The sequence below is a fragment of the Pseudomonas sp. MF6776 genome, from assembly GCF_016613125.1.
GTDB lineage: Bacteria > Pseudomonadota > Gammaproteobacteria > Pseudomonadales > Pseudomonadaceae > Aquipseudomonas > Aquipseudomonas iridis.
Genome location: NZ_JAENSQ010000015.1, coordinates 46,121 through 61,159, shown reverse-complemented (window position 1 = coordinate 61,159; position 15,039 = coordinate 46,121). Strand labels below are relative to the sequence as shown.

The 15,039-nt window shown below is 59.4% G+C and carries 17 protein-coding genes; 13 read left to right on the top strand and 4 right to left on the bottom strand.

The features are described 5' to 3' along the window. Nucleotides 1-74 precede the first annotated feature (74 nt). The 5 genes from oscA to JJD74_RS18090 all read left to right on the top strand — a co-directional run bounded on the left by oscA (nucleotide 75) and on the right by JJD74_RS18090 (nucleotide 4,268). Nucleotides 75-257, top strand: coding sequence for a sulfur starvation response protein OscA (gene oscA, locus JJD74_RS18110; protein ID WP_003220508.1), 183 nt, complete (start codon nucleotides 75-77; stop codon nucleotides 255-257). A 148-nt stretch (nucleotides 258-405) separates the two neighbouring features. After that, complete coding sequence (locus JJD74_RS18105; protein WP_042557075.1) at nucleotides 406-1,419, top strand: sulfate ABC transporter substrate-binding protein; 1,014 nt, start codon at nucleotides 406-408, stop codon at nucleotides 1,417-1,419. A 152-nt stretch (nucleotides 1,420-1,571) separates the two neighbouring features. Beyond that, nucleotides 1,572-2,390 carry a sulfate ABC transporter permease subunit CysT gene (gene cysT, locus JJD74_RS18100; protein WP_042557076.1) on the top strand — a complete coding sequence of 273 codons (819 nt, stop codon included), beginning with the start codon at nucleotides 1,572-1,574 and terminating at the stop codon, nucleotides 2,388-2,390. Between the two features lie 12 nt (nucleotides 2,391-2,402). Beyond that, nucleotides 2,403-3,275 carry a sulfate ABC transporter permease subunit CysW gene (cysW, locus tag JJD74_RS18095; protein ID WP_042557077.1) on the top strand — a complete coding sequence of 291 codons (873 nt, stop codon included), beginning with the start codon at nucleotides 2,403-2,405 and terminating at the stop codon, nucleotides 3,273-3,275. Nucleotides 3,276-3,278: 3 nt separating this feature from the next. Beyond that, nucleotides 3,279-4,268, top strand: a complete 990-nt coding sequence (locus tag JJD74_RS18090) for a sulfate/molybdate ABC transporter ATP-binding protein (RefSeq protein WP_042557078.1) — start codon at nucleotides 3,279-3,281, stop codon at nucleotides 4,266-4,268. 82 nt (nucleotides 4,269-4,350) lie between these two features. Here the strand turns inward: JJD74_RS18090 and JJD74_RS18085 are convergent, their stop codons facing one another. Further along, the gene (locus tag JJD74_RS18085) at nucleotides 4,351-4,875 is read right to left on the bottom strand and encodes an Mpo1 family 2-hydroxy fatty acid dioxygenase (RefSeq protein WP_200616388.1); all 525 of its coding nucleotides are present in this window, start codon (nucleotides 4,873-4,875) and stop codon (nucleotides 4,351-4,353) included. 82 nt (nucleotides 4,876-4,957) lie between these two features. Between JJD74_RS18085 and JJD74_RS18080 the strand changes: the two genes are divergently transcribed. Next, nucleotides 4,958-5,635, top strand: a complete 678-nt coding sequence (locus tag JJD74_RS18080; protein ID WP_200616387.1) for a Crp/Fnr family transcriptional regulator — start codon at nucleotides 4,958-4,960, stop codon at nucleotides 5,633-5,635. Between the two features lie 65 nt (nucleotides 5,636-5,700). Here the strand turns inward: JJD74_RS18080 and uraH are convergent, their stop codons facing one another. Together uraH and JJD74_RS18070 are read right to left on the bottom strand one after the other, a co-directional pair. Further along, nucleotides 5,701-6,111, bottom strand: a complete 411-nt coding sequence (uraH, locus tag JJD74_RS18075) for a hydroxyisourate hydrolase (RefSeq protein WP_200616383.1) — start codon at nucleotides 6,109-6,111, stop codon at nucleotides 5,701-5,703. Nucleotides 6,112-6,125: 14 nt separating this feature from the next. After that, complete coding sequence (locus JJD74_RS18070) at nucleotides 6,126-6,608, bottom strand: GlcG/HbpS family heme-binding protein (protein WP_200616380.1); 483 nt, start codon at nucleotides 6,606-6,608, stop codon at nucleotides 6,126-6,128. Nucleotides 6,609-6,744: 136 nt separating this feature from the next. On the opposite strand from JJD74_RS18070, the gene JJD74_RS18065 reads away from it, so the two are divergent. Together JJD74_RS18065 and JJD74_RS18060 are read left to right on the top strand one after the other, a co-directional pair. Continuing rightward, nucleotides 6,745-7,425, top strand: coding sequence for a heavy metal response regulator transcription factor (locus tag JJD74_RS18065; protein WP_042557086.1), 681 nt, complete (start codon nucleotides 6,745-6,747; stop codon nucleotides 7,423-7,425). Next, nucleotides 7,415-8,800: a heavy metal sensor histidine kinase gene (locus tag JJD74_RS18060; RefSeq protein WP_200616377.1), complete on the top strand. Its 1,386-nt coding sequence runs from the start codon at nucleotides 7,415-7,417 to the stop codon at nucleotides 8,798-8,800. Before JJD74_RS18065 ends, JJD74_RS18060 begins: the two co-directional genes overlap by 11 nt. Nucleotides 8,801-8,907: 107 nt before the next feature. On the opposite strand, the gene JJD74_RS18055 is transcribed toward JJD74_RS18060, so the two are convergent. Beyond that, nucleotides 8,908-9,912 (bottom strand): AraC family transcriptional regulator, encoded by a 1,005-nt coding sequence (locus JJD74_RS18055; protein WP_200616373.1) that lies wholly within the window; start codon nucleotides 9,910-9,912, stop codon nucleotides 8,908-8,910. Nucleotides 9,913-10,012: 100 nt separating this feature from the next. On the opposite strand from JJD74_RS18055, the gene JJD74_RS18050 reads away from it, so the two are divergent. From JJD74_RS18050 to JJD74_RS18030, 5 genes are all read left to right on the top strand, one after another. Continuing rightward, the gene (locus JJD74_RS18050) at nucleotides 10,013-11,086 is read left to right on the top strand and encodes a fatty acid desaturase (RefSeq protein ID WP_200616370.1); all 1,074 of its coding nucleotides are present in this window, start codon (nucleotides 10,013-10,015) and stop codon (nucleotides 11,084-11,086) included. A gap of 59 nt (nucleotides 11,087-11,145) precedes the next feature. Further along, nucleotides 11,146-11,340 carry a hypothetical protein gene (locus JJD74_RS18045; RefSeq protein WP_200616367.1) on the top strand — a complete coding sequence of 65 codons (195 nt, stop codon included), beginning with the start codon at nucleotides 11,146-11,148 and terminating at the stop codon, nucleotides 11,338-11,340. 657 nt (nucleotides 11,341-11,997) lie between these two features. Then, nucleotides 11,998-12,579 (top strand): alpha/beta hydrolase, encoded by a 582-nt coding sequence (locus JJD74_RS18040; protein WP_200616365.1) that lies wholly within the window; start codon nucleotides 11,998-12,000, stop codon nucleotides 12,577-12,579. Between the two features lie 55 nt (nucleotides 12,580-12,634). Beyond that, a complete protein-coding gene (locus JJD74_RS18035; RefSeq protein WP_200616362.1) occupies nucleotides 12,635-13,567 on the top strand; it encodes a sigma 54-interacting transcriptional regulator in 933 nt (310 codons plus the stop codon). 172 nt (nucleotides 13,568-13,739) lie between these two features. Further along, nucleotides 13,740-14,537: a MetQ/NlpA family ABC transporter substrate-binding protein gene (locus tag JJD74_RS18030; RefSeq protein WP_047299279.1), complete on the top strand. Its 798-nt coding sequence runs from the start codon at nucleotides 13,740-13,742 to the stop codon at nucleotides 14,535-14,537. Nucleotides 14,538-15,039 lie beyond the last annotated feature (502 nt).

The window sequence follows — 15,039 nt, the reverse complement described above, 5'->3', positions numbered from 1 at the left end:
CTCTCTTATATTGCTCCCACGCCGAACGCAGTGCCGCCCACTGCCAGGCATATCCCATTCAAAGGAGCAGCACCATGAGCGCATCCCTTCGCAGCGTTGACGGTCAGGACGAAACCACGATCTTGCGTGAAATCCAGAGCGCCCTGCGCGATCTGCGTTTCGGCGCGGTGGAGATCACTGTGCACAACGCTCAAGTGGTCCAGATCGAACGCAAAGAGAAATTCCGTTTGCAGCAGCCGGGCAACAAGCCGAGCTAAAAAGATCGTCCGATCGCGGCCCGAGCCTTCGGCAGCTCCTACAGGGGGCTGTGTGCTGGAGCTGGCGAAGGCGGCGATCTTTCAGCGGGACCCGATTCCAGCAGTACATAAGAAAAAGCCACCACGCAGAATTCCAGGAGCTTTCACCATGTCGTCGATTCGCCGTTACGCTTTGGCCGCCCTGGCCAGCGCTGTGTTTGCCGGTTCCGCGGTTGCCAAGGATTACGAACTGCTCAATGTGTCGTATGACCCGACGCGCGAGCTGTATCAGGACTACAACGCCGAATTCATCAAGTTCTGGCAGAAGGACCATGCCGGCGACACCGTGAAAATCCAGCAATCCCATGGTGGTTCGGGCAAGCAGGGCCGCGCTGTGATCGATGGCCTGCGTGCCGACGTCGTAACCCTGGCCCTGGCCGGTGACATCGACGAAATCGCCAAACTCGGCAAGACCCTGCCCGCCGACTGGCAGAAGCGTCTGCCGGAAGCGAGTACGCCGTACACCTCGACCATCGTGTTCCTGGTGCGTAAGGGCAACCCGAAAGGCATCAAGGACTGGGGCGATCTGGTCAAGAACGACGTCTCGGTGATCACCCCGAACCCGAAAACCTCCGGCGGTGCGCGCTGGAACTTCCTCGCGGCCTGGGCCTATGGCCTGAAAGCCAATGGCGGCAGCGAAGAAAAAGCTAAAGAGTACGTGCAGACCCTGTTCAAGCACGTACCGATTCTCGACACCGGCGCTCGCGGCTCGACCATCACTTTCGTCAACAACGGTCAGGGTGACGTGTTGCTGGCCTGGGAAAACGAAGCGTTCCTGGCGCTGAAAGAAGACGGCGGCGCCGACAAGTTCGACATCGTCGTGCCTTCGTTGTCGATCCTGGCTGAACCACCGGTGGCTGTGGTCGACAAAAATGCCCAGAAGAAGGGCAACGAGCAGATCGCCGAAGCTTACCTCAAGCACCTGTACAGCCCGGCCGGTCAGGAAATCGCCGCGAAGAACTTCTATCGTCCTCGTGACAAGGACGTGGCTGCCAAGTACGCCCAGCAGTTCCCGAAACTGGAACTGGTGACCATCGACAAGGACTTCGGCGGCTGGAAAACCGCGCAACCGAAATTCTTCAACGATGGTGGCGTGTTCGACCAGATTTATCAGGCGCAGTAATCTCACTCTAACCAGCCTGATGTTTGGGCACATGACATGTGGGAGCGAGCCTGCTCGAAGGCAGTGTTACAGGCGACAGGAATGTTGACTGATACTCCCTCTTTGCGAGCAGGCTCGCTCCCACATTGATGCGTTTTTAACCAGGGACTTTTATGTCGCGTCGTATCTCCCCCGTCATACCCGGCTTCGGGCTGACGCTGGGTTACACCTTGGTGTACCTCAGTCTGATTGTGCTTATCCCGCTGGCGGCGATGTTCGTCCACGCCTCGCAGCTCACCTGGGATCAGTTCTGGACGATCATTTCCGCCCCCCGCGTGCTGGCAGCCTTGAAGTTGAGTTTCGGCACCGCGCTGTGCGCTGCGATCATCAACGGCATCATCGGCACATTGCTGGCGTGGGTGCTGGTGCGCTACACCTTCCCCGGGCGCAAGGTGATCGACGCGATGATCGATCTGCCGTTCGCCCTACCAACGGCGGTAGCCGGTATTGCGCTGACCGCACTGTATGCGCCGGCCGGTCTGGTCGGGCAGTTCGCCGCAGACCTCGGTTTCAAAATCGCTTATACCCCGCTGGGCATCACCCTCGCGCTGACGTTTGTGACGCTGCCGTTCGTAGTGCGTACGGTGCAACCGGTGCTGGCCGACATTCCCCGTGAAGTCGAAGAAGCCGCAGCATGCCTCGGCGCGAAGCCATGGCAGGTGTTCCGCCACATCCTGGTGCCGGCATTGCTGCCCGCCTGGCTGACCGGTTTTGCCCTGGCCTTTGCCCGTGGTGTCGGCGAGTACGGTTCGGTGATTTTCATCGCCGGCAACATGCCGATGAAAACCGAGATCCTGCCGCTGCTGATCATGGTCAAACTCGACCAGTACGATTACACCGGCGCCACGGCCATCGGCGTACTGATGCTGGTGGTTTCCTTTGTCCTGTTGCTGCTGATCAACCTGCTGCAGCGGCGCATCGAAACCCCATAAGGAGGCGCGAACATGTCCCAATCGTCTATTGCGGCCGCTTCCTCGGCCAACGCTGCACGCCGTGGCAGTGCCACATCGCGCAGAATCCTGATTGGCCTTGGCTGGCTGATCTTTTTCCTGTTTCTGTTACTGCCGTTGTTCATTGTGGTGTCGCAAGGTTTGAAGAACGGCCTCGGCGCATTCTTCACCGCGATCTTTGAGCCGGATGCACTCTCGGCACTGAAGCTCACCGTGTTCGCCGTGCTGATTTCGGTACCGCTGAACCTGGTGTTCGGGGTCAGCGCCGCGTGGTGCGTGAGCAAGTACTCGTTCCGCGGCAAGAGCATGCTGGTGACGCTGATCGACCTGCCGTTCTCGGTATCGCCGGTGATCGCAGGTCTGGTCTATGTGTTGATGTTCGGCGCCCAGGGCTTCTTCGGGCCGTGGTTGCAGGATCACGACATTCAGATCGTTTTCGCCCTGCCGGGCATCGTGCTGGCGACGATTTTCGTCACCGTGCCATTTGTGGCTCGCGAGCTGATCCCGCTGATGCAGGAACAAGGCACTCAGGAAGAGGAAGCCGCGCGTCTGCTCGGCGCCAATGGCTGGCAGATGTTCTGGCACGTCACCGTCCCCAACATCAAGTGGGGTCTGATCTATGGCGTGGTGCTGTGTACCGCGCGGGCCATGGGTGAGTTCGGTGCGGTGTCGGTGGTGTCCGGGCATATTCGCGGGGTGACCAACACCTTGCCGTTGCACGTCGAGATCCTCTACAACGAATACAACCACGTGGCCGCGTTCGCCGTGGCGAGCCTGTTGCTGATCCTGGCGCTCTTCATCCTGCTGCTCAAGCAGTGGAGCGAAAACCGTATCAACCGCCTGCGCGCCAGCGCCGCGGAGGAATAATTCATGTCGATCGAAGTGCGTAACGTCAGCAAGAATTTCAACGCGTTCAAGGCGCTGGACAACATCAGCCTGGATATCCACAGCGGTGAGCTGGTGGCGCTGTTGGGCCCGTCCGGCTGCGGCAAGACCACCTTGCTGCGCATTATTGCCGGTCTGGAAACCCCGGATCAGGGCAACATCGTCTTCCACGGTGAAGACGTTTCCGGCCACGACGTGCGTGATCGCAACGTCGGTTTTGTGTTCCAGCACTACGCGCTGTTCCGCCACATGACCGTGTTCGACAACGTCGCCTTCGGCCTGCGCATGAAGCCGAAAAACCAGCGCCCGAACGAAAGCCAGATCGCGGCCAAGGTTCATGAGTTGTTGAACATGGTGCAACTGGATTGGCTGTCGGATCGCTACCCGGAGCAACTGTCCGGTGGTCAGCGCCAACGTATCGCCCTGGCCCGTGCCTTGGCGGTTGAGCCGAAAGTGCTGCTGCTCGACGAACCGTTCGGTGCCCTCGATGCCAAGGTGCGTAAAGAGCTGCGCCGCTGGCTGGCGCGTCTGCACGAAGACATCAACCTGACCTCGGTGTTCGTGACCCACGACCAGGAAGAAGCGATGGAAGTCGCCGACCGCATCGTGGTGATGAACAAGGGTGTGATCGAGCAGATCGGCTCGCCGGGCGACGTTTACGAAAACCCGGCCAGCGATTTCGTTTATCACTTCCTCGGTGATTCGAACCGCTTGCTGTTAAGCGACGACAATCACGTGCTGTTCCGTCCGCACGAAGTGTCGTTGTCCAGGCATGAGCTGGAAGATCACCATGCCGCCGAGGTGCGTGATATCCGGCCGCTGGGCGCGACCACGCGGGTGACGCTGAAGGTAGAGGGGCAGACTGATTTGATCGAGGCCGAGGTGGTGAAAGATCACGACAGCCTGATCGGTTTGGCCAAGGGTGAGACGTTGTTCTTCAAGCCGAAGGTCTGGCAGAAAGTCGCCAGCCTTTAAAAATCAAAAGCTTCGCGAGCAGGCTCGCTCCCACATTTGGAATGCATTTCCCTGTGGGAGCGAGCCTGCTCGCGAAAGCTATCTAGACAGCCGCCCGATTCGGATTAACCCGCACCACCCCCGCCCGCGCCTCGATCTGCTCTTTCAACTCATGCCGCATCCCGAGCATGAACGCCAGCTCCACCACGACAAACAGCGGCCCGACGATCAAACCGCTGACGTCATCGACAAACGCCGGTTTGCGTCCCTCGTAGTGATGCCCGACAAACTGGATCACCCAACCGATCACAAACATCGCCAGACCGCTGCTCAGCCAGACCATGGTGCTCTGCTGCGCCAGGACATGCCCGGCCCAGACTGATAACCCCATCAGCACCGTCATCAGTACGCCGAGTTTCACCTCCAGGCGCAGGTAAAACCACGCCGAGGCCAGCGCTACCACCACGGCCGGAGATATCCACAAGCCGCCCAGCGACCATTCCGGACGCGACAACAAAACCGCCACCGCCACCACGATCAGCGGGATGCCGATAAAGTGGCTGGCGATGTTGCGCGGGTCACGGTGGTAGGCGGCGTATTGACTCAGATGATCGACGAGGCTTTTCATTGTTGTTCCTCCTGTAGGGTGATCGCAGCATGCCCGGGGTTCAGCGTTCGCTCTGTCAGGCAGGCGACAATTAGGAGTGTTCATGGATAAGCGTTCACGGCTGCTGACCGGGCAGTGGTTCAGTCATTTGCCTGCGTCCTTTCAGGATAGTCTGCTGGCGGCTGCGCGGGAGCGGCGGCTGACGGCGGGGCAGCGGCTGTTTCAGCGTGGCGATCCGCCGTGTGGTCTGTACGCTGTGCTCGATGGCGCCGTGCGCATCGGCGCGGTGAGCGAGCAAGGCAAGGAGGCGTTACTGAGTCTGGTCGAGGCGCCGCACTGGTTTGGTGAAATCAGCCTGTTCGACGGTCAGCCGCGCACCCATGACGCCTATGCCGTGGGGCCGTGCACGCTGCTGAATATCCCGCAGGCCACGTTGCTGAAACTGCTCGATGAACAACCGGTGTACTGGCGGCATCTGGCGCTGTTGATGAGCCACAAGCTGCGCCTGACTTTCATCAATCTCGAACAGCTCAGCCTGCTGCCAGCCCCGGCGCGACTGGCTCATCGCTTGCTGATGATTGCCGAGGGCTACGGCGAAATCGACGCGCCCCGCCGGTTGCTGCAACTGCCGCAGGAGCAGTTGGCATCGATGCTCTCGCTGTCGCGGCAGACCACCAATCAGATCCTCAAGGACTTGCAGGGGCAGGGGATTATTGGCTTGGGGTATGGCGAGATCGAGATCCTTGATGCGGTGCGGTTGCGAGCGCTGGCCACGATTTAGCGAACACCTGAAATCCTGTGTGGGAGCGAGCCTGCTCGCTCCCACATTTTTGATCCGTGTTGATTTCAGGAACCGCGATAGGTCGAGAAGCCGTACGGGCTCAGCAGCAGCGGGATGTGGTAATGCTGATCGGTCTGCTTCACTTCGAAAATCACCGGAATTTCCGGAAAGAACGTGTCGTGTTTGGTCTTCTTGAAGTACTCGCCAGTCTTGAACACCACCCGGTATTCGCCCGCTTCAAATGGCTGTTTGGCCGGGAACAGTTCGGCAATGCGCCCCTGCTCATTGGTGGTGCCTTCGGCCAATGGCTGCCAGTTCTGGCCAACGTGCTTTTCCAGGGTCACGTTGATGCCCGGCGAGGGCAGGCCGTTTTCCAGGTTGAGTACGTGCACGCTGAGCGGATTGCCAGCGGCGAGTGCCAGGCTGGAAAACGCGCTGAGGCCCAGCGCAGCGAAGGTCATGCGCAAAGTCGTCATGGTGAATCTCCTTATCAGGAACGGGTGATGGACAGGCCAGCTTTGTCAGCGGCCCGGGTTGCACAGTTTTCGTCTTGCTCACCGCCGCCGGATCCAGCCACGCCCATGGCGCCAACCAGCTCATCGCCTGCGAACAATGGAATGCCGCCGCCAAGCAACAGCAATTCGTCGAGGGTGTTGAGGTTGGCGGTTTCCGGGTTGCTGCGGGCGCGCTCGGCGAACAGGCGCGTTGGGGTTTTTGTCGACAACGCGGTGTAGGCCTTGCGCTGGCTGGCAGCGGTGTTGTGCGGGCCGACACCGTCGCCGCGCAGGGTCACCAGCAAGTTGCCGCCCCGATCGAGTACCGACACCGTGCCGGTGCAGCTGCTCATTGCCGTGTCGGCCAGCAGGCGCGCAGTTTTCAGGTCGAGGTCGGCGTGGCGTGGCAGTTCAGGGCTGGCGAAAACGCTGGCGCTGAGGCCGAGGGCCAGGCTCGCAACGAGGTATTTGACGTTCATAAACAGGCTCCGGAAGCGAAGGCCACCACCTTAGCCGCCGGACTTCGTCAGAACGCCGTCAGTCGGATTACAAGTTTGTAATGGGCAACGAGGCCGAAGGCGCCTAGCCTGTGCGTCTGAATAATCGAGGTGTGCCATGCGTTTGCTGGTCGTAGAAGATGAAGCCAAAACCGCCAATTTCCTCGCCAAGGGGCTGGGCGAGTCGGGATTTGCCGTGGATGTGGCGCTCAATGGCCTCGACGGGCGCTATTTCATCGAGCAGCAGGAATACGACCTGATCATCCTCGACGTGATGCTGCCGGGCCTCAACGGCTGGCAATTGCTGCAACTGATCCGCCAGCGCGGCGCCACGCCGGTGCTGTTCCTCACCGCCAAGGACGCCATTGAAGATCGCGTGCGCGGTCTCGAACTCGGCGCCGACGACTACTTGCTCAAGCCCTTCGCCTTCGCCGAACTGCTCGCGCGCGTACGCACCCTGTTACGTCGCGGACCAATGCGCGAAGCCGAGTCGTACAGCATTGCCGATCTGGAGATTGACGTTTTGCGCCGTCGCGTCAGTCGTGGCGGCCAGCGAATTGCCCTGACCAACAAGGAATTCGCGTTGTTGCAATTGCTCGCCAGCCGCCAGGGCGAAGTGCTGTCGCGCACACTGATTGCCTCACAGGTGTGGAACCTGAATTTCGACAGCGACACCAATATGGTCGAAGTCGCGGTAAGGCGTTTGCGCTCGAAAGTCGATGATCCGTTTATGCCGAAACTGATCCACACCGTGCGCGGCGTCGGGTATCAACTGGAAGCGCCCGACGATGCGCTCTAGGTCGATTGCCTGGCGCCTGGCGCTGGCGTTCGCGATGGTCTGCGCTTTGGTATTGGGCGCGATTGGCGTGTTTCTCTACCGCTCCCTCGCCGCTGAAATCGCCTACCGCGATGACTTGGCGTTGCTTGGGCGACTGGAACAGGTGCGTGCTCTGCTCGCCGACAGCGACAGCCTCGACGCGTTGCAGGCGCGGCCGCGGCTGTATCAGAACATGCTCGGTAATCTCGACAGTTTGCTGCTGGTGCGCCGCGCGGATGGATCAAATGTGATCGCGATCAACCCGCGCCAGCGAACGCTTCCAGCGCTGAACTCAATCGCGCGCGATCAGCCGCCGCAACGTCGCGACGTGATGACCTGGCAGGCGCCCGACGGCGCCGAAGTGGCGCTGCTGTCCGGCGAAGCTCAGGGGCCGAACGGCGAATCGCTAACCGTGATTGCCGGTAAAGTACTAAGCGAACGCGAGCAGATGCTCGCCAGCTACCGGATGCGGCTGTACGTCGCGATCGGGCTGGGTGCGTTACTGGCGTTTGCGTTGGGGCTGGTGCTGCTGCGCCGTGGCCTGCAACCTTTACGGCAATTGAGCGAAGCGGTGCGCGGTATTGACCTGCGCAGCCTTGATCAGCGTCTGCCTGCCGTTGGCACGCCGGCGGAACTGCTTGAGCCGGTAAACGCGCTGAACGCCATGCTTGCGCGGCTGGAGGACAGCTTCCAGCGCCTTTCGCAGTTCTCCGCCGACCTCGCTCACGAAATTCGTACGCCGCTGCATACCTTGCTCGCCAGTAATGGCCAGGCGCTGAATCACTCGCGCAGCACGGCGGAGTATCAGGAATTGCTGGCCTCGAACATGGAAGAGTTCGAACGGCTCAAACGTATGGCGGAAAACCTGATGTTCCTCGCCCGGGCCGAACAGGCGGAGCGTGCGCTCGACTTGCGCACGCTGGATCTGGCTGACATCGGCAATGAGCTGTGTGACTACTTTGAAGCCCTGGCCGACGATCGTGGGATTCTCTTGAGAAACACGTTCAGTGGGCAATTGTTTGCCGACCAGCAACTGTTGCAGCGCGCCCTCGGCAACCTGCTGGCCAACGCGGTGCGCCACGCTGACGTCGGCTCGGTCATCAGCTTGCGCCAGCGCGATGAGCCGGGCATGTGCTGGTTGCAGGTGAACAACTATGGCCCGGCCATCGCGCCTGAACATCTGGGCAAACTGTTCGATCGCTTCTACCGCGTCGACCCCGCCCGCGCTGAACCGGGTGATTCCGGCGGGTTAGGTCTGGCGATCGTGCAGTCGATCATGCAACTGCATGGTGGGCAGGTGCGGGTGAGCAGTGATGCGACGGGGACTGTGTTTGAGCTTGGGTTCGTGGTGAATTAGAGGGCCTCTTCGCGAGCAGGCTCGCTCCCACATTTGGAATGCGGTTCCCTGTGGGAGCGAGCCTGCTCGCGAAGGCGCCGGAACCGACGATTCAATGCTCGGATCGCTCAGCGCAACTGATCGCGAAACTGCCCCGGCGTCATCCCCGTCCAGCGTTTGAACGCGCGGCTGAAACTGCTGGTATCGGCAAACCCCAACAAATAACTGACCTCACTCAACGAACACTGCGGATCGCGCAGATGCAGCAGCGCGAGGTTTTCGCGGCTTTCGTTGAGCAGCGTGTCGAAGCGGCAGCCTTCATCTGCCAAGTGCCGTTGTAGGCTGCGCAAGCTCAAGTGCAGAGCCTGGGCGATGCGTTCGGCGCTGGGCTCGCCTTCCGGTAGTTGCTCCTCAATGGCGTCGCGCACCTTGCGCTCCCAGGTCAGCGGTTTGAGCTGGGCCATGGTGCGCTTGAGTACAGCTTCGTTGTGTTCCGCCAATTCGGGGTTGGCGTCGTCGAGGTGGCTGTCGAAGTCGTTGAGGGCGAACTCCAGGCGATCTTCGGCAGAGGCGAAATGCACCGGGGCGCGAAAGACTTTGTGCCATTGGTGGACATCGAGCGGTTCCGGGCGACGCAGGTAAACGGCCAGCGGCGCGTAGTCGCGACCGAGGCGATTGCGGCAGGTGCGCACGTAGATCGCAGCGAAGGCATCAATGGCTTCGAAGGCTGGCGCGGGATTGCCTGCGGGAATTTTCAGACGGAACAGATAGCGGTCGTCGGTGCGGCTCAGATCCAGTTCCAGCGCATCGCTGACCACCGGGTGATAGCGCGCGATGCGCTCGAACACCTCACGCAAACTGCCGCTGGCCACCAGCGCGTAACCGAGCGCGTGGAACGTGGTCGGGCTGACGAATCGCGACACGCGCAAACCAATCGCCGGGTCGCCGCTGACCTGCACAGCTAACTGCCACAGGCGCGTGGTGGCGGACAGGGGATAGCAGCCGTTGGGGTCGTCCATCAGTTGCGGATCGAGCCCGGCCTGTTGGCACAGGTCAGTACTGTCCAGCCCCAGCGCGTCGAGTTGCTTGCGCAGGGCACGGGTCCAACTGGCGAGGGAGGTCGGTTCCTTCATGCTGATTGGCGCTTCCGGTCAACAGGTTGGCGTTCTCGGCTACCGTCATTGCAAACATCACGACGCAAGATACGAACATCTTAAACCCGAGGATGGAAGCATGGACGGTACTTCTGCAAGCCCCCAGCGACACAATGCGGCGCAGCGATCAGCGCATATTCGCCAAGTGGTGCTGGCCAAAGGCATGGAATTGCGCGAGCGCTACCCGATTCTCAAGCATCAGGATGCGCTTGGCGCGGGGATTTTGGCATTTGCCCTGGCCGGAATGATCGGCTCGGCGGCGCTGTACATCACTGGCCACATGGCCTGGTGGGTGTGCCTGCTGCTCAATGCATTTTTTGCCTCGCTCACCCATGAGCTTGAGCACGACCTGATCCACAGCATGTATTTCCGCAAGCAACGCGTGCCGCATAACCTGATGATGGGCCTGGTCTGGCTGGCGCGGCCGAGCACGATCAATCCGTGGATTCGCCGGCATCTGCACCTCAATCACCACAAGGTTTCGGGCACTGAAACCGACATGGAAGAGCGGGCGATCACCAACGGCGAACCGTGGGGTTTTGCGCGGTTGCTGATGGTCGGTGACAACATGATGTCGGCGTTCATCCGCTTGCTGCGGGCGCCGACCTGGGCGCATAAGTGGAACATTCTCAAACGAGTTTTCAAGGTTTACGCGCCGCTGGCACTGCTGCATTGGGGCGCGTGGTATGTGTTTTTAGGCTTCCACGCAGCCAATGGCATCGCGTACCTCATGGGCTCGCCGATTGAATGGTCGGCGACCACATTGTCAGTGATGCAGGTAATCGATATTGCTGCCGTGGTGATCATCGGCCCGAATGTGTTGCGTACGTTTTGCCTGCACTTCATCAGTTCGAACATGCATTACTACGGCGATGTCGAGCCGGGCAATGTGATGCAGCAATGCCAGGTGCTGAACCCTTGGTGGCTATGGCCGTTGCAGGCGTTCTGTTTCAACTTTGGCAGCAGCCACGGCATTCATCATTTTGTGGTGAAGGAGCCGTTTTACATTCGCCAGATGACCGTGCCTGTGGCGCATAAGGTAATGCGCGAGATGGGCGTGCGGTTCAATGATTTCGGCACGTTCGGGCGGGCGAACCGGTTTGTGCGCCGGGATGACGTGGTGAGTGAAGAAGCGCGTACAGCCCGGGCCTGATCGCTGAATTCAAGGACCTTTTCGCTGGCAAGCCAGCTCCCACAGGTTCTGTGTGGTTCATGAAATTTTTGAACGACATCGCCCCCTGTGGGAGCTGGCTTGCCAGCGATAGCTATAGCTCAGACAACCTCAATCCGGCCGCAATGGTGAAGCACGCAAAATCCCCCTCGTTACTCAACACACAGCCGCAGCCAGACCATGAATCTCCCCAGATCAATTTCCAGGTGATAACGCTGCTGTGTCGCGGCTGGTGAATACGGAGCGTTTGCTGGCCTAAAAGGGCGCCAACCGGACGGCATCGAGAATCGATTTCGTACTGTACAGGGTGTGGTATGAAACAAGTACAGTTGCTAGTACCAGCAGTGCGGTGTGATGTACGAAAAATGCAAACGCCAGAATTTCTCGCGTTCCTCATCTATGAATTCGATAGCGCAATTTTTAGTGTAGTCAGCTTCTGCGTGTTCGCCCGCGGTAGTTGCGGGTGCACGTGGCGGCCAAGCAGGCTGATGTCGTCCAGGTCGGCTGGGTCAGCGTGCCCGTCGATTTCAAAATTCATCAAACCGAAACCAAATTCGCGCGAAATGTTTACATGGGGGAATACATCATGAGGCTACCGCTATCTGCCAGGAGTCGATCTGGCGCGGTTAGCTGGCGGCTGGTCGGGTTAACAGCATTTAAGATTTTCCGGGGCCGTCTCCTTGGCAGGGTGCGGCCCTTTTTTATGTCTGGATTTAGGGCTGAAGCCCCTCACCCTCACCCTAGGCCTCTCCTGGGGGGTGAGGGCCGTTGACCTAAAGCGTTCCGGGAAACGTTTATGCAATTAAGGTCTTAATAAATAGCTTCTTATTCCTTAACGAATATATATCCAATCCCTATACTCGTTCAGGAACAGACACGCAGGAGAGCTCCCCATGCGCAACGAATCAATTCGCTACCTGATTGTGCCGGGCTGGCAAGGATCGCCAGAAGATCATTGGCAAACCCACTGGCAGAACAGCCTGCCGAACAGCGCGCGGGTGGAACAGGCCGACTGGCTGACACCTCGCCGTGAAGACTGGGTCGCCGCGTTGGCCGAGGCGATTGCCGCCGACAGCACGCCGGTCATCCTCATCGCACACAGCCTTGGCTGCGTCACCGTTGCCCATTGGGCAGCCACCGCACCGCTGCAATACCTGCGTCAGGTACGTGGTGCCTTGCTGGTCGCGCCGGCAGATGTCGAGCGCCCGACGTGCGCGCCGGCACTGCGCAATTTCGCACCGATTCCGACCGATCTGCTGCCATTCCCGAGCCAGGTGGTCAGCTCCGACAACGACGCCGCCGTCAGTGCGCCGCGTGCTTTGGAACTGGCGCGCAACTGGGGTGCCGAGGCCGGAATTCTGGCCGGCGCCGGACACATCAATGTGAAGTCCGGGCATCAGCGCTGGGAGCAGGGTTTTGCTTATCTCTATCGCCTGCAAAACCGTATGGAAGACCACGCACGCCGTCGCGCCTGATTTTTTATTTCTTTAAACGCCCCCGTCTGCCGGCGGTTCTGGGCGGGAGTCTGCCATGAGTTTCGATACTTTCGGTCAGCCGTTGCTGACCTTTCCCGATGCGGAAAAAAGCCCCCTGAGCATTCGCGCCAAAGCGCTGGTGTTTGTCGATCCGCGCTCGCGTCAACTGCGTGAAGAACTTGAGCAGTTGGCGCCACGATCAATATCAGTGTTGATCCGTGGCGAGACCGGCACCGGTAAAGAACTGCTCGCCCGCCACATCCATCGCGCCAGTGATCGCAGTGGCCTGTTCGTTTCGGTCAATTGCGGTGCGATCAGCCCGACCTACGCCGACGCCGAACTGTTTGGCTACGCCGCCGGCAGCTACACCGGCTCGGCCAGCAGCCGCGCGGGCTGGTTCGGCTCGGCCAATGGCGGGACGTTATACCTCGATGAAATCGGCGACCTGCCGCTGCCGATCCAGATCAAATTGCTCGCCGCCCTGGAAAACCACGAAGTCACCCGCGTTGGTGCGCATCAGCCGAGCCCGGTGGATGTACGGCTCGTCGCGGCGACCAGCATCGATCTGGCGCAAGCGGTGGACGCCGGGAAATTTCACGAGCGGCTCTATCACTACCTCAGCGAAGGCCAATTGGAACTGCCGGCCCTGCGTGCGCGAATCGGTGACATTCTTTCGCTGGCCGAATATTTCCTCGGCATTTACAGCCAGCGCCTGGATCTGCCGGTGCCGCTCATCAGCGAAGCGGCGCAACACGCGCTGGAGCGACACAGTTGGCCGGGCAACACCCGCGAGCTGGAAAACGTCATTCACTTTGCCTTGTTGGTGAGCACCGGCGACGAGATTCTGCCGGAGCACCTGAACCTGCCCGACGCGTCTGGCCCGCAGGTTCAGATCGAGCGGCTGGTGACGCAAATCAACATCGGTGGCAGTGTCGATGAGCGTAAGGCGTTGAAAGAATTGCTGATTAGTTTGAGCGACCGGTTGTAACCGTTTCGTCCAACATGAACAAAATGGAATATGAAGCTGAATAAACGTTATTGTCCGGGAATAAAAAATCCCGGTATTGTCCGCTTCACGCCAGAGATAGCACTTCACTGGCACTCGTATTTAATTAATAGCCGTCGCCATCGGCGATCGTGATTTTCGATAAGGACACTGCATGAAAAAGGTTCTGTTGTTTACCGCATTGGCGGCTGCTCTGACTGCTTCCCTGGCCCAGGCCGGCGAGAAACTGGTAGTCGCGGCGACCCCGGTGCCGCACGCTGAAATTCTTGAGCTGATCAAACCGACCCTCGCCAAAGAAGGCGTGGATCTGGAAGTCAAAGTTTTCACCGACTACGTTCAGCCGAACGTACAGGTTGGCGAGAAGCGTCTGGACGCCAACTACTTCCAGACCAAGCCTTACCTGGACAGCTTCAACGCCGGCAAATACAAGGACGACAAGTCCAAGTACCTGGTGACTGTGCAAGGCGTGCACGTTGAACCGTTCGGTGGCTACTCGAGCAAATACAAAACCCTGGCTGAACTGCCGGACGGCGCAACCATCGCCATCCCGAACGAAGGCAGCAACAGCGGCCGCGCTCTGATCCTGCTGCAGAAGGCTGGCCTGATCGAACTGAAAGATCCGAAGAACGCCCTGGCAACGCCGAAAGACATCGCCAAGAACCCGCACAACTTCAAGTTCAAGGAACTGGAATCGGCCCTGCTGCCACGCGTTCTGAAGGAAGTTGATCTGGACATGATCAACACCAACTACGCGCTGGAAGCAGGTTTGAATCCGAATAAAGATGCGTTGGTGATCGAAGGTGCTGACTCGCCTTACGTGAACTTCCTCGTTGCCCGTGAGGACAACAAGAACAGCGACGCCATCAAGAAACTGGCCGCTGCCCTGACCAGCCCGGAAGTCAAAGCGTTCATCGAGAAGAAGTACAACGGCGCGGTACTGCCGGCGTTCTGATCTGACGTTTTAAAACACCCCCTTCAGGTGTAAAAACGCCGATGGCCAGTGATGGGCATCGGCGTTTTTGTGTGTGCCTTTAAAAGCCCCTCACCCTAACCCTCTCCCGGAGGGAGAGGGGACTGATCGGGGGATGCTTTAGAAGTACACCGACGTGAAAGAACTCTGCTGAATCCATAATCGACTCGATTTTTCAGGTCGATGTAAAACGCCAGACACCTCGGTCGCCCCCTCTCCCTCCGTGAGAGGGCTTGGGGTGAGGGGCTTTTGATTCTCAGGCCACCCGGGCCTTCAAAGCCCGCCTCAACGCCATCAACAATTTCACAATCTCCTGCGGATCCAGTCGCTGCGGCACTTTTACGTCCATGTTTTCTTCCTTGTTATGGGGGTTGGCCGGGGGAGTCTGGCCAAAAGCTGTTCGTCCTTGGAGGGCTTTCGTGAAAAAAAGATCCTTCCTACAGCGAAAAGGAAAATAGCTTTCTTATTCCTTCCCGGCAAATTC

Bases quoted from the DNA above. Each gene is read 5' to 3' on its own strand.
- JJD74_RS18060 (WP_200616377.1), top strand. From the start codon at position 7,415: ATGCGCTCTAGGTCGATTGCCTGGCGCCTGGCGCTGGCGTTCGCGATG.
- JJD74_RS18035 (WP_200616362.1), top strand. From the start codon at position 12,635: ATGAGTTTCGATACTTTCGGTCAGCCGTTGCTGACCTTTCCCGATGCG.
- JJD74_RS18045 (WP_200616367.1), top strand. From the start codon at position 11,146: ATGAAATTTTTGAACGACATCGCCCCCTGTGGGAGCTGGCTTGCCAGC.
- cysT (WP_042557076.1), top strand. From the start codon at position 1,572: ATGTCGCGTCGTATCTCCCCCGTCATACCCGGCTTCGGGCTGACGCTG.
- uraH (WP_200616383.1), bottom strand. From the start codon at position 6,111: ATGACGACTTTGCGCATGACCTTCGCTGCGCTGGGCCTCAGCGCGTTT.
- cysW (WP_042557077.1), top strand. From the start codon at position 2,403: ATGTCCCAATCGTCTATTGCGGCCGCTTCCTCGGCCAACGCTGCACGC.
- JJD74_RS18050 (WP_200616370.1), top strand. From the start codon at position 10,013: ATGGACGGTACTTCTGCAAGCCCCCAGCGACACAATGCGGCGCAGCGA.
- JJD74_RS18030 (WP_047299279.1), top strand. From the start codon at position 13,740: ATGAAAAAGGTTCTGTTGTTTACCGCATTGGCGGCTGCTCTGACTGCT.
- JJD74_RS18055 (WP_200616373.1), bottom strand. From the start codon at position 9,912: ATGAAGGAACCGACCTCCCTCGCCAGTTGGACCCGTGCCCTGCGCAAG.
- oscA (WP_003220508.1), top strand. From the start codon at position 75: ATGAGCGCATCCCTTCGCAGCGTTGACGGTCAGGACGAAACCACGATC.
- JJD74_RS18080 (WP_200616387.1), top strand. From the start codon at position 4,958: ATGGATAAGCGTTCACGGCTGCTGACCGGGCAGTGGTTCAGTCATTTG.
- JJD74_RS18065 (WP_042557086.1), top strand. From the start codon at position 6,745: ATGCGTTTGCTGGTCGTAGAAGATGAAGCCAAAACCGCCAATTTCCTC.
- JJD74_RS18070 (WP_200616380.1), bottom strand. From the start codon at position 6,608: ATGAACGTCAAATACCTCGTTGCGAGCCTGGCCCTCGGCCTCAGCGCC.
- JJD74_RS18105 (WP_042557075.1), top strand. From the start codon at position 406: ATGTCGTCGATTCGCCGTTACGCTTTGGCCGCCCTGGCCAGCGCTGTG.
- JJD74_RS18040 (WP_200616365.1), top strand. From the start codon at position 11,998: ATGCGCAACGAATCAATTCGCTACCTGATTGTGCCGGGCTGGCAAGGA.
- JJD74_RS18090 (WP_042557078.1), top strand. From the start codon at position 3,279: ATGTCGATCGAAGTGCGTAACGTCAGCAAGAATTTCAACGCGTTCAAG.
- JJD74_RS18085 (WP_200616388.1), bottom strand. From the start codon at position 4,875: ATGAAAAGCCTCGTCGATCATCTGAGTCAATACGCCGCCTACCACCGT.